This is a genomic window from Burkholderia sp. Ac-20392 (genome assembly GCF_017104585.1).
Taxonomy (GTDB): domain Bacteria; phylum Pseudomonadota; class Gammaproteobacteria; order Burkholderiales; family Burkholderiaceae; genus Burkholderia; species Burkholderia lata.
In genome coordinates this window covers 1-12235 of the sequence record NZ_JAAGPB010000258.1, presented here as the reverse complement: position 1 = coordinate 12235, position 12235 = coordinate 1, and the positions used below count along the sequence as shown (strand labels likewise).

Below are 12235 nucleotides of genomic sequence, written 5' to 3'. Positions count from 1 at the left end.
GTGCGCGACGCGCTTGTCCGCGCGCTCGCCGGACAGTTTCACGACGCCGCGCGCGGTCGACAGCGGTACGACTGCCGCCACGCCGAGCTCGACCGCCTTCTCGATCACCCAGTCCATCTTGTCGCCGCCGGCGATGCCTTGCGCGAGCGTCACGCGATAGGGCGGCTCGGCTTCGGCCGGTTCGAACGTGTCGATCTGCGCGAGCGCGCTGCGCTTGTCGATCTCGACGAGCCGCGCGCGGTACTGGCCGCCGGTGCCGTCGAACAGCGCGAGCACGTCGCCGGGCTGCAGGCGCAGTACCTGCACGTGGCGCGCGACATCGGCCGGCAACGCGAGCGTGGCGTCGGCGCGCAGGGCCGCGTCGACGAAAAAGCGCGGCACGGCCGCGGTGGTGGTGGCTTCGTTCATGCGTGTAACGGTTGGGGTCATGCGTCGAGACGGCGGCCGAGCGCCCATCGGTAGCCGTCGAGATCCTCGATCTGCGCGAACCGGTCGCCCCAGAACTGATCCTGCGGCGCGCTCAGCGACTTCGCGCCCGCGTCGAGCGCGCGCTGCCAGGTGGCGTCGACGTCGTCGACATACAGGTAGAACGACTGCGGCGCGGTGGCATTCGCGCTCTTCGGCGTGAGCGCGGTCGAGCCGAATGCGCCTTCGGGCGCGAACATCACGATCAGCTGGCCGCGGTAGGCCATCTCGACGTGCATGATCGCGCCGTCTTCGTCGTGCACGTCGCGCAGCTCGAAGCCGAATGCGGCCTTGAAGAAATCGATCGCCGCGCGCGCATTGCGTACGGCCAGGTAGGGCGTCAACCAAGGCACGTTGGCCGGACGTGGATCGGTCATGAAAATCTCCTGTGTGGGCGCTTGGGCACGTGCTCTGATTCCATGCTCGGGCGTTCGTTCAGGGGGCGGCGCGGCGTCCGGGGCGTTCCGCCCCGGCGCTGCACATCACGCCTCCTGCGAAGACGCGATGGAAAACCGGAACGAGGCGGCCGCGTGGACGCTCAGCGGCGGACGCCCAGTGTATCGCGCAGCGCGCATGGCAGGGCAAAGAGGGACGCATGCAGTCGCGCGTCGTAGTAGCGCAAGCCGTGGACGCGGCGGGCCGCGAGCCGTTCGTCGATGTCGTGTGCGAACAGCGCGGCCGCGTCGAGCGTGTCGCTCGCGATCGCCATCAGCCACTGCGAGCCGTACAGCGGCACGTGCGCGGACAACGGGTCGACGACCGCGAAGCACGCGCGCAGGTCGTCGAGCAGCGCGGCGATGCGCGCCGCGTGGAATACCGGCGAGCCGAGGTGCATCGAGATCGCGCCGCACGGCGTCAGGATCCGCTTGAGCCGCGCATAGAACGCGCGCGTATAGAGGCCGGCCGCCGGCGAATCGGGCGGCGTGAGGTCGAACACGACGAGATCGAAATGCTCGACGGTCGACTCGACGAAATGCGCGGCGTCGCCGATCACGACCTCGACGCGCGGGTCGTCGAGCGCACCCTGGTGCACGTCGTCGAGATAGCGGCGCGCCATCCCGACCACCTCGTCGTCGAGTTCCGCGATCACGATCCGCTCGATGCACGCATGCTTGAGCAACTGGCGAGCTGCACCGCCGTCGCCGCCGCCGAGCACGAGCGCCCGGCGCGGCGCCGGATGCGCGAGCGCGGCCGGGTGCGTCATGCACTCGTGATAGACGTACTCGTCGCCAACCGACGTCATCGGCCGGCCGTCCAGCGTGAACAGGCGGCCGAGCTGCGGGGTCTCCCAGACTTCGATCTGCTGGTGCGGGGACGCGACGCGCGCGAGCCGCCGCGCGTTCGGGAAGCCGTAGGCGGCATCGGGCGTTGGGTGAAAGAGAAGAGTTGTGCTCACGGGCGGGCCGCTCAGGGCTGGCAGTTCCGACGTCTGAATTATAGGAGGCGGGCGGTTTGACGGAAAACCGTGCCGGAACACTGTGGATGGACAAGGGAAATGTCAGCCCATCTGTTAAAATGACGAGCTTTGCAGCCCCGTCCGTAGGCTCCGTCCGCTTCGCGTCCGTCAGGCGCCGCACCGCGCGCCGGGAACGATCGACGCTCGAGCTTCCGGATGCCGCCGTGCCCCCGTTTCCTCGACTCGTTCTCCGGACTCGACATGACGACTTCGTCTCCCGCCTCCACCACCCTGATGGCCAACGCGATCCGTGCGCTCGCAATGGACGCCGTCCAGCAAGCGAACTCCGGCCACCCCGGCATGCCGATGGGCATGGCCGAAATCGGCGTCGCGCTCTGGTCGCGCCATCTGAAGCACAACCCGACGAACCCGCACTGGGCGGACCGCGACCGCTTCGTGCTGTCGAACGGCCATGGCTCGATGCTGCTGTACTCGCTGCTGCACCTGACCGGCTACGACCTGCCGATGGAAGAGCTGAAGAACTTCCGCCAGCTGCACTCGAAGACGCCGGGCCACCCGGAATACGGCATCACGCCGGGCGTCGAGACGACCACCGGCCCGCTCGGCCAGGGTCTCGCGAACGCCGTCGGCATGGCACTCGGCGAAGCGTTGATGGCCGACGAGTTCAACCGTGACGGCGCGAAGATCGTCGATCACCACACGTACGTGTTCCTCGGCGACGGCTGCCTGATGGAAGGCATCTCGCACGAAGCCTGCTCGCTCGCCGGCACGCTGAAGCTGAACAAGCTGATCGCGCTGTACGACGACAACGGCATCTCGATCGACGGCGACGTCGTGAACTGGTTCCACGACGACACCCCGAAGCGTTTCGAAGCCTACGGCTGGAACGTGATCCCGCACGTGAACGGCCATGACGTCGACGCGGTCGACGCAGCCATCGCGAAGGCGAAGCTGTCGGACAAGCCGACGCTGATCTGCTGCAAGACGGTGATCGGCCAGGGCGCGGCGACCAAGGCCGGCGGCCACGACGTGCACGGCGCGGCGCTCGGCGCGGAAGAAATCGCGAAGACGCGCGAAGCGCTCGGCTGGACGTGGGCGCCGTTCGTGATTCCGCAGGAAGTCTATGCGGCATGGGACGCGAAGGAAGCCGGCAAGCGCGCGGAAACCGAATGGGATGCGACGTTCGCCGCTTATCGCGCCAAGTTCCCGGCAGAAGCCGCTGAATTCGAGCGCCGGATGGCCAACCAGCTGCCGGCCGACTGGGCCGAGAAGGCTGCGGCGATCATCGCCGGCGCGAACGAGCGCGGCGAGACGGTGGCGACCCGCAAGGCGTCGCAACAGGCGATCGAAGGCCTGGCTGCCGCGCTGCCCGAGCTGCTCGGCGGCTCGGCCGACCTGACCGGCTCGAACCTGACCAACTGGAAGGCGTCGAAGGCCGTCCGTGCGAATCCGGAAGGCCCGGGCGTCCAGCAGGGCAACCACATCAACTACGGCGTGCGCGAATTCGGCATGAGCGCCGCGATCAACGGCCTCGCGCTGCACGGCGGCCACAAGCCGTTCGGCGGCACGTTCCTGACGTTCTCCGATTACAGCCGCAACGCGCTGCGCGTGGCCGCGCTGATGAAGCTGCCGTCGATCTTCGTGTTCACGCACGATTCGATCGGCCTCGGCGAAGACGGCCCGACGCACCAGTCGATCGAGCACGTGTCGAGCCTGCGCCTGATCCCGAACCACGACGTGTGGCGTCCGGCCGACACGGTTGAAACGGCCGTCGCATGGACCCACGCGATCGCAGCCGACCGTCCGTCGAGCCTGATTTTCAGCCGCCAGAACCTCGCGTTCAACCCGCGTACCGATTCGCAGATCGCGAACATCGAGAAGGGCGGTTACGTGCTGAAGGACTGGGACGAAGAGATCGTCGCGCGCAAGATCATCCTGATCGCGACGGGCTCGGAAGTCGAACTCGCGATGAAGGCCGTCGAGCCGCTCGCGCAGCAAGGCATCGCAGCCCGCGTCGTGTCGATGCCGTCGACCAACGTGTTCGACCGCCAGGACGCTGAATACCGCGAACGCGTGCTGCCGCACGGCGTGCGCCGCGTCGCGATCGAAGCGGGCGTGACGGCCTTCTGGCACAAGTACGTCGGCCTCGAAGGCGGCGTCGTCGGGATCGACACGTTCGGTGAATCGGCACCGGCCGGCGTGCTGTTCAAGTACTTCGGCTTCACCGTCGAGCACGTCGTCGAGACCGCCAAGGCCGTGCTGGCCTAAAGAGACATACGCGACGCGCGCCACCCCTCACGCGCGTCGCACCGTGAAGCTGCACGAAACGAATTTTTTCAGCCATCAGGAGATAGACCATGACGATTCGCGTCGCAATCAACGGCTACGGCCGTATCGGCCGCAACACGCTGCGCGCGTTCTACGAGAACGGCAAGAAGCATGACATCGAGATCGTCGCGATCAACGACCTGGGCGATGCGAAGACCAACGCGCACCTGACCCAGTACGACACCGCGCACGGCAAGTTCCCGGGCGAAGTGTCGGTCGACGGCGATTACCTCATCGTCAACGGCGACCGGATCCGCGTGCTGGCCAACCGCAACCCGGCCGAACTGCCGTGGGGCGAGCTCGGTGTCGACATCGTGATGGAGTGCACGGGCTTCTTCACGACCAAGGAAAAGGCGAGCGCGCACTTGAAGGGCGGCGCCAAGAAGGTGATCATCTCGGCGCCGGGCGGCAAGGACGTCGACGCAACGATCGTCTACGGCGTGAACCACGACGTGCTGAAGGCCGAGCACACCGTGATCTCGAACGCATCGTGCACGACGAACTGCCTCGCGCCGCTCGTCAAGCCGCTGCACGACAAGATCGGCCTCGAAACGGGCCTGATGACGACGATCCACGCTTACACCAACGATCAGGTGCTGACGGACGTCTATCACGAAGACCTGCGCCGCGCGCGTTCGGCCACGCACAGCCAGATCCCGGCCAAGACGGGTGCTGCTTCGGCGGTCGGCCTCGTGCTGCCGGAACTGAACGGCAAGCTCGACGGCTACGCAATTCGCGTCCCGACGATCAACGTGTCGATCGTCGACCTGTCGTTCATCGCGAAGCGCGACACGACGGTCGAGGAAGTCAACGCGATCATGAAGGAAGCATCGGAAGGCGCGCTGAAGGGCATCCTCGGCTACAACACCGCACCGCTGGTGTCGATCGACTTCAACCACAACCCGGCTTCGTCGACGTTCGACTCGACGCTGACCAAGGTGTCGGGCCGCCTCGTGAAGGTGTCGAGCTGGTACGACAACGAGTGGGGTTTCTCGAATCGCATGCTGGATACGGCTGTCGCATTCGCGAACGCGAAGTAATCCCGCACGTTGCGCGGCCGCCGCAAGGCGGCCGGCGCAGCGAACGAGCCCGGCCCGGGTTTCCGGCCGGGCTTTTTTATTGCCCGCGGCTATTGCCCGCCGTTATTGCTCGATGCTGCCGTCACCTGCTCGAGCGCGGCGACGAACGCGCGCTTCAGCGGGCTGTCGAGGTCGGTCCACGCGAGGCCGATGCCCGTTCGGTGCCCGGCCAGGTCGAGCGGCCGCGCGAGCACGTTCGGCGGCAGCGCGCTGGCGGCTTCCGCCGGAATCAGCCCGATTCCCATCCCCGCCGCGACGAGCGCGAGCATCGTCGTGAATTCCCCGAACTCCTGCGCGATCTCGAGCGTCGTGCCCGCGCGGCTCAGCGCGAGCAGCATGTCGTCGTGAAAGCCCGGCGCGTAGCGGCGCGCGAGCACGAACGCGGGCTGGCCGCGCAGCGCGGCCGGCGAGATCGCATCGTGCGCGGCGAGCGGATGGTCGAGCGGCAGCGCGACGACGAAGCCTTCCTCCAGCACCACGCGCGTGTCGATGCCCGCATACGCGGCCGGCAGCCGGATCATCCCGAAATCGATCCGCCGGTCGCGCAGCGCGGCGATCTGGTCGGGCGTCGGCAGGTCCTTCAGTTCGAGCGTGATCAGCGGATAGCGCTCGCGCATCGTGCGCAGCACGGCCGGCAGCAGCACGGGCAGCACCGACGACACGAACGCGATCCGCAGCGTACCGATCTCGCCGCGGCTCGACAGCCGCGCCATCTGTTCCGCGCGCGCGGCCTGCTGCAGCGTGGCGCGCGCTTCGGGCAGGAACACGCGCCCCGTATCGCTCAGTTCGACCTTGTGCCGGTCGCGCTCGAACAGGCGCGCGCCGAGTTCTTCCTCGAGCGCCTTGATCTGCATGCTCAGCGCGGGCTGCACGATGAACAGGCGCTGCGCGGCGCGCCCGAAATGCAGCTCTTCCGCGAGCGTGACGAAGGCGCGCAATTGCTTGAGTTCCATGGGCGGCGGGCAGGAGAGGGTGGTAATCAAGTTTCATGATAACCGGATCAAAAAAGACCATTGGCGCGGCGCCCGGCCGGCGGCCGAAGATACCGTCAACGCGAGACCGGCCGCGATGGGCCGCCGGCTCGACTGGCACGAGGAGACACGCATGACCAACGCGCTTGAACGGTTCCGCCTCGACGGCCGCCGCGCACTGATTACCGGTTCCGGACGCGGGATCGGGCTGACGCTCGCCCGCGGGCTGGCCGACGCGGGGGCGGCGATCGTCATCAACGATCGCAATGAGGAGAAGGCCGCGACGCTCGTGCGGCATCTGCGCGAGGAAGGCTTCACGGCCGATTACGCGGTATTCGACGTTGCCGAGCACGCGCAGGTGCGCGCGGCGATTGACGATTTCGAGGCGCGCGTCGGTGCGATCGACATCCTCGTGAACAACGCGGGCATCCAGCGCCGCGCGCCGCTCGACGCGTTCGAACCCGACGACTGGCACGCGCTGATGCGCGTGAACCTCGATGGCGTGTTCAACGTCGCGCAGGCCGTCGCGCGGCACATGATCGCGCGCGGCCGCGGGAAGATCATCAACATCTGCTCGGTGCAGAGCGAGCTCGCGCGGCCGACGATCGCGCCGTACGCGGCGACCAAGGGCGCGGTGCGGATGCTGACGAAAGGGATGTGCGCCGACTGGGCGCGCCACGGCATCCAGGCGAACGGCCTCGCGCCCGGCTATTTCGAAACCGAACTCAACCGCGCGCTGGTCGACGACGCAGCGTTCTCGGACTGGCTGTGCAAGCGCACGCCGGCCGGCCGCTGGGGGCGCGTCGACGAACTGTGCGGCGCGGCGATCTTCCTCGCGTCGGCCGCGTCCGATTTCGTGAACGGCCAGACGCTGTTCGTCGACGGCGGGCTGACCAGCGCCGTTTAAGCGGCGGCGCTTGCGCCGTGTGCGCAGCGCCGTTGCGCCGGCTCGCGCCGGCATCCGAATTCCCAGAAGAGCCCGCCGCACGAGCGGGCCGATGTCCCGGCGCAAAAGCGCCGGGTTCCGGAACGGAAGGCAGGAGACAGGAGACAACGATGGATCGCATTTCCCCGCCGCCCGCGCGGCACGATGCAGGGTCCGGTGCGCCGGGCGAGACCGTCGAGCGCCGCGGCGTCGACACCCGGCAGCTCAACCGCGCGGCATGGACCTGTTCGCTCGGCAGCGCGCTCGAATACTACGATTTCGCGCTGTACACGCTCGCGTCGGCGCTCGTGTTCGGCCCGCTGTTCTTTCCCGCACAGACCGCCGAGATGCGGCTGATCGCGAGCTTCGGCACCTACTTCGTCGGCTTCGCGGTGCGCCCGCTCGGCGGCGTCGTGTTCGGCATACTCGGCGACCGGATCGGCCGCAAGTTCGTGCTGACCGCGACGGTACTGCTGATGGGGGTCGCGAGCACGCTGATCGGCGTGCTGCCGACCTTCGCGACGGCCGGTTACTGGGCGCCCGCGCTGCTGATCCTGCTGCGCATCCTGCAGGGCCTCGGTGCCGGCGCGGAGCAGGCCGGCGCCGCGGTGCTGATGACCGAATATGCGCCGCCGGGCAAGCGCGGCTTCTATGCGTCGCTGCCGTTTCTCGGCATCCAGCTCGGCACGGTGCTCGCGGCAGCCGTCTATTTCCTGCTGCTCGCGAACATCGACCGCGTGACCGACGGCTGGGGCTGGCGCGTGCCGTTCCTGTTCAGCGCGGTGATCGTCGCGGTCGGGATCTACATGCGCGTGCGGTTACACGAGTCGCCGACTTTTGTGCGGCTCGAGAAGCGCGCGCAGGTCCTGGCGAATCCGCTGAAAAGCGCCGTGCAGCATTCGAAGCGCACGCTGCTGATCGGCATCGGCCTGCGGATGGCCGAGAACGGCGGCTCGTCGATCTACCAGGCGCTCGCGGTCAGCTATCTCGCCGGCGTGATCGGAATGAAGGGACCGATCGGCGCGCTCGCGCTGGTGTGCGCGGCGACGGTCGGCGCGTGCACGGTGCCGCTGGCCGGCTGGCTGAGTGACCGCTATGGCCGCGTGCGCGTGTACCGCACGTTCGCGTGGCTGCAGCTCGCGCTCGCATTCCCGGTGTGGTGGATCTTCAGCCACGGCAACGTGGTGGCGAGCGTGATCGCGATCTCGGTCGCGCAGGGCTTCGCGAACTGGGGGATGCTCGGCGCGCAGGCTGCGCTGCTCCCCGAACTGTTCGGCTCGCGCCATCGCTACATGGGCGTGTCGTTCTCGCGCGAAGTGTCGGCGGTGCTCGCGGGCGGGATCGCGCCGCTCGTCGGCGCGACGATCATCGCGACGGTGATCGCCATGCACGGCGGCGACCATACGGCCGGCGTGCGCGCGTGGGTGCCGATCGCCGCGTACCTCGTGTTGCTGACGCTGATCACGCTGTTCACGACGTCGCGGATGCCAGAAACGCTGAACCGCGATCTCGACGATCCGCTCGACGCGGCGCAGGCGACGCCGGCACCGGACACCGATGCGCTCGCGCGCCACGCATGAACGTGCCGGGCGGCTGACGCGGCCCGGCACGCTTTCGCATTCCACTTATCTCGACAGGAGCAAGCGCAGATGGCGCACGAATCGACCCAGCGGCCCGAACTGCTGATGACGGGCCCTTACCAGCCGTGGGACGACGCATGGCTGGCCGGCTATAACGTTCACCGGCTGTGGGAAGCCACCGACCGCGCGGCGTTCCTCGCCGAACACGGCGCCGGCGTGCGCGCGATCGCGACGCGCGGCGATCTCGGCGCGAATGCCGAGCTGATCGCCGCGCTGCCGAAGCTCGAGATCATCTCCTGCTACGGCGTCGGTACCGATGCGATCGATCTCGCCGCCGCACGTGAACGCGGCATCCGTGTGACGAACACGCCAGACGTGCTGACCGGCGACGTGGCCGACCTCGGCGTCGGGCTCGCGCTCGCGATGATGCGCCGCATCGGTACCGGCGACGCGTACGTGCGTTCCGGCGCATGGTCCGACGGCGACATGCCGCTCGTCACGCGGCTTTACGGCAAGCGCGTCGGCGTGGTCGGCTTCGGCCGGATCGGCACGACGATTGCACGCCGGCTGTCGGGCTTCGACGTCGAGCTCGGTTACTTCGACGTCGCACCGCGCACGGACAGCCCGCACCGCTTCTTCAGTGATCTCGCCGAGTTGGCCAACTGGTGCGACCTGCTGATCGTCACGCTCGCGGGCGGGCCGACGACGCGCCACCTCGTCGACGCCGCCGTGCTCGACGCGCTCGGGCCGCAAGGCTATCTGGTGAACGTGTCGCGCGGCACGACTGTCGACGAACCGGCTTTGCTCGACGCGCTCGAGCGCAACGCGATCGCGGGCGCTGCGCTCGACGTGTTCTGGAACGAGCCGCGTATCGACCCGCGTTTCCTCGCGTTGCCGAACGTGCTGCTGCAGCCGCACCATGCGAGCGGTACGATCGAGACGCGCCAGGCGATGGGCTGGCTCGTGCGCGACAACCTTGCCGCGCACTTCGCCGGCGCGCCGCTGGTCACGCCGGTCGTCTGAGGAGGCTGTCATGCGTATGCGTTGCATGTGTGTCGTGATCCACGGGCCGAACGACCTGCGGGTGGAAGAGCAGGACGCGGGCGAGATCGGCCCGGGCCAGGTGCGCGTCGATGTCGCGATGGGCGGCATCTGCGGCTCCGATCTCCATTACTTCCGGCACGGCGGGTTCGGCGCGATCCGGCTGCAGCAGCCGATGGTGCTCGGCCACGAGGTGGCCGGCACGGTCGCGGAAGTCGCGCCGGACGTGACGTCGGTGAAGGTCGGCGATCGCGTCGCGGTCAATCCGAGCCGGCCGTGCGGCGCATGCCGCTACTGCCTCGAAGGACTGCCGAACCAGTGTCTCGACATGCGCTTCTACGGCAGCGCGATGCGGATGCCGCACGTGCAGGGCGCGTTCCGCAACGCGCTCGTGTGCGATGCGGAGCAGTGCGTGAAGGTCGCCGATCACGTGCCGCTGTCGCTCGCCGCGCTCGCCGAACCGTTCGCGGTCGGGCTGCACGCGGTGTCGCGCGCGGGCCCGCTGATCGGCAAGCGCGTGCTCGTGTCGGGCTGCGGGCCGATCGGCGTGCTGGCGGTTGCGGCGGCGCGTGTGCACGGCGCGGCGGAGATCGTCGCGACCGACGTCGTCGAGGCGCCGCTCGAAGTGGCGAGCGCGCTCGGCGCCGATCGCACGATCAATGCGGCGACCGATGCCGGCTGGGTCGAGCGCTACGGCGCCGACAAGGGCACGTTCGACGTGATGATCGAGTGTTCGGGCAATGCGCGCGCGCTGCGCGACGGGCTGGACGTGATGCGTCCGCGCGGCGTCGTCGTGCAGCTCGGGCTCGGCGGCGATGTCAGCCTGCCGCAGAACGTCGTGGTCGCGAAGGAGCTGTCGATCTGCGGATCGTTCCGCTTTCACGCGGAATTCGCGCTCGCGGTGCAGCTGATCAATGCGGGGCGCGTCGACCTGCGCCCGGCCGTCACGCGCGTGTTCCCGATGCGCGATGCGAACCTCGCGTTCGAACTGGCCGGCGACCGGCAGCGCGCGATGAAGGTGCTGATCGACTTCGCGGACGAGGCTGCATGATCGTGACGCGCTGACGCACGACGGTATCCGCGTCATGAAAAAAGGCACGCCCGCGGTTCGCGCGGCGTGCCTTTTTTCGTCGTGCTGCGGAAACCGACTACCTACCGCATTACTGCGTGACCTGCCGCACGCCGACGCGCTGCGACGCGAGCCACAGTGCGATCAGCACACCGGCAAGCGCCGCGCCCGCGACGCACACGCCGCGCCAGCCGTCGATGCCGTACGCGACGCTCGCCGCGAACGACCCGAACGCACCGCCGATGAAGTAGCTCGTCAGGTAGATCGTGGTCACGCGGCTGCGTGCGTTGCCGGCCAGCGCATAGATCACGCTCTGGTTCGAGATGTGCATGCCCTGCACGCCGACGTCGAGCAGCAGGATGCCTGCGATCAGCGCCGCGAGCGAGTGCGCACCGGTCGCGATCAGTGCGAACGACGCGAGCACGGCCGCCGCGAACAACCCTGTCGCCGCATTGCCGTGCCCGCGATCGACGAGCCGGCCGGCCGACGTCGCGGCGAGCGCGCCCACCGCGCCGACGACGCCGAACAGGCCGATCTGCCCTTCGGAATAGCTGTACGGCGGCTGGCTCAACAGGAACGTGAGGCCTGTCCACAGCAGGCTGAAGCACGCGAACACGAGCGCGCCGTAGGTCGAGCGCAGCGCGATCAGCGGTTGCGCGCGCACCAGCGCGACCAGTGACTTCATCAGCGCCGCATAGTCGAGGCGCGCGTCGCGGCGATCTTTCGGCAGCTTCACGGCGAGCACGACGGTCAGCGCCGCCACCATCACCGCGGCGATGCCGTACACCGCACGCCAGCCGAACCCGTCGGCGATCGCACCGGCCGCGACGCGCGCGAGCAGGATGCCGAGCAGCAGCCCGCTCATCACGGTGCCGACCGCGCGGCCGCGCGAGCGTGCATCGGCGAGCGAGGCGGCGAACGGTACGAGCAGCTGGGTCGAACAGGTGACGAAGCCGACCGCGACGTTCGCGACGACGAACATCGTGAAGTTCGTGCTGAACGTGACCGCGACCAGTGCGACGACGTTGAGCATCAGCAGCCGCACGATCAGCGTGTGACGGTTGACCGCGTCGCCGAGCGGGACGATAAGCAGCAGGCTCGCCGCGTAGCCGAGCTGCGTCAGCGTGACGAGATAGCCGAGCTCGGTCGGCGCGCGGCCGAAGCTGCGCGCGATCGCGGCGAGCAGCGGCTGCGCGTAATAGATGTTGCCGATGACGATGCCGCACGCGCAGGCGAACAGCAGCGTCATGCCGCGGGTGAGGGGAGGATGGGTGTCGTGTTGCGGTTCCATGGTCGCGAAAAACAGCGGCGCCGGCCGGCGGCACGGGGCCGTCGGATGCGCGGGGTGACGGAAATCGGA

At 68.5% G+C, this 12235-nt stretch carries 11 protein-coding genes; 6 read left to right on the top strand and 5 right to left on the bottom strand.

Annotated features, from left to right (window positions below; all coding sequences use genetic code 11):
- The 3 genes from G3N99_RS24510 to speE all read right to left on the bottom strand — a co-directional run.
- A partial coding sequence (locus tag G3N99_RS24510) for an RsmE family RNA methyltransferase (RefSeq protein ID WP_206123679.1) occupies nucleotides 1-408 on the bottom strand: 408 nt, incomplete at its 3' end.
- Between the two features lie 17 nt (nucleotides 409-425).
- A complete protein-coding gene (locus G3N99_RS24505) occupies nucleotides 426-842 on the bottom strand; it encodes a VOC family protein (protein WP_041492737.1) in 417 nt (138 codons plus the stop codon).
- Nucleotides 843-1003: 161 nt separating this feature from the next.
- Nucleotides 1004-1861, bottom strand: coding sequence for a polyamine aminopropyltransferase (gene speE, locus G3N99_RS24500; protein WP_174939124.1), 858 nt, complete (start codon nucleotides 1859-1861; stop codon nucleotides 1004-1006).
- Nucleotides 1862-2077: 216 nt separating this feature from the next.
- Here speE and tkt point away from each other — a divergent pair, with 216 nt between their 5' ends.
- The gene (gene tkt / locus G3N99_RS24495; protein WP_206123678.1) at nucleotides 2078-4150 is read left to right on the top strand and encodes a transketolase; all 2073 of its coding nucleotides are present in this window, start codon (nucleotides 2078-2080) and stop codon (nucleotides 4148-4150) included.
- 89 nt (nucleotides 4151-4239) lie between these two features.
- Nucleotides 4240-5250 carry a type I glyceraldehyde-3-phosphate dehydrogenase gene (gap, locus tag G3N99_RS24490; protein WP_011350914.1) on the top strand — a complete coding sequence of 337 codons (1011 nt, stop codon included), beginning with the start codon at nucleotides 4240-4242 and terminating at the stop codon, nucleotides 5248-5250.
- 89 nt (nucleotides 5251-5339) lie between these two features.
- Here the strand turns inward: gap and G3N99_RS24485 are convergent, their stop codons facing one another.
- Nucleotides 5340-6242, bottom strand: a complete 903-nt coding sequence (locus G3N99_RS24485; RefSeq protein ID WP_011350915.1) for a LysR substrate-binding domain-containing protein — start codon at nucleotides 6240-6242, stop codon at nucleotides 5340-5342.
- Nucleotides 6243-6393: 151 nt separating this feature from the next.
- Here G3N99_RS24485 and G3N99_RS24480 point away from each other — a divergent pair, with 151 nt between their 5' ends.
- From G3N99_RS24480 to G3N99_RS24465, 4 genes are all read left to right on the top strand, one after another.
- Nucleotides 6394-7167 carry an SDR family NAD(P)-dependent oxidoreductase gene (locus tag G3N99_RS24480; protein ID WP_174984050.1) on the top strand — a complete coding sequence of 258 codons (774 nt, stop codon included), beginning with the start codon at nucleotides 6394-6396 and terminating at the stop codon, nucleotides 7165-7167.
- A gap of 149 nt (nucleotides 7168-7316) precedes the next feature.
- The gene (locus G3N99_RS24475) at nucleotides 7317-8765 is read left to right on the top strand and encodes an MFS transporter (RefSeq protein WP_174939128.1); all 1449 of its coding nucleotides are present in this window, start codon (nucleotides 7317-7319) and stop codon (nucleotides 8763-8765) included.
- A 69-nt stretch (nucleotides 8766-8834) separates the two neighbouring features.
- Nucleotides 8835-9788 carry a 2-hydroxyacid dehydrogenase gene (locus tag G3N99_RS24470; RefSeq protein WP_174939130.1) on the top strand — a complete coding sequence of 318 codons (954 nt, stop codon included), beginning with the start codon at nucleotides 8835-8837 and terminating at the stop codon, nucleotides 9786-9788.
- 10 nt (nucleotides 9789-9798) lie between these two features.
- Nucleotides 9799-10857, top strand: coding sequence for an L-idonate 5-dehydrogenase (locus G3N99_RS24465; protein ID WP_174939132.1), 1059 nt, complete (start codon nucleotides 9799-9801; stop codon nucleotides 10855-10857).
- A 109-nt stretch (nucleotides 10858-10966) separates the two neighbouring features.
- Here the strand turns inward: G3N99_RS24465 and G3N99_RS24460 are convergent, their stop codons facing one another.
- Entirely contained in the window at nucleotides 10967-12166 is a 1200-nt protein-coding gene (locus G3N99_RS24460; RefSeq protein WP_206123680.1) for an MFS transporter, read from the bottom strand.
- Nucleotides 12167-12235 lie beyond the last annotated feature (69 nt).

What these genes read in the sequence shown, in the direction of transcription:
- G3N99_RS24480 (WP_174984050.1), top strand. Translation starts at nt 6,394, where the DNA reads ATGACCAACGCGCTTGAACGGTTCCGCCTCGACGGCCGCCGCGCACTG.
- gap (WP_011350914.1), top strand. Translation starts at nt 4,240, where the DNA reads ATGACGATTCGCGTCGCAATCAACGGCTACGGCCGTATCGGCCGCAAC.
- G3N99_RS24485 (WP_011350915.1), bottom strand. Translation starts at nt 6,242, where the DNA reads ATGGAACTCAAGCAATTGCGCGCCTTCGTCACGCTCGCGGAAGAGCTG.
- G3N99_RS24475 (WP_174939128.1), top strand. Translation starts at nt 7,317, where the DNA reads ATGGATCGCATTTCCCCGCCGCCCGCGCGGCACGATGCAGGGTCCGGT.
- G3N99_RS24460 (WP_206123680.1), bottom strand. Translation starts at nt 12,166, where the DNA reads ATGGAACCGCAACACGACACCCATCCTCCCCTCACCCGCGGCATGACG.
- G3N99_RS24505 (WP_041492737.1), bottom strand. Translation starts at nt 842, where the DNA reads ATGACCGATCCACGTCCGGCCAACGTGCCTTGGTTGACGCCCTACCTG.
- G3N99_RS24470 (WP_174939130.1), top strand. Translation starts at nt 8,835, where the DNA reads ATGGCGCACGAATCGACCCAGCGGCCCGAACTGCTGATGACGGGCCCT.
- G3N99_RS24465 (WP_174939132.1), top strand. Translation starts at nt 9,799, where the DNA reads ATGCGTATGCGTTGCATGTGTGTCGTGATCCACGGGCCGAACGACCTG.
- tkt (WP_206123678.1), top strand. Translation starts at nt 2,078, where the DNA reads ATGCCGCCGTGCCCCCGTTTCCTCGACTCGTTCTCCGGACTCGACATG.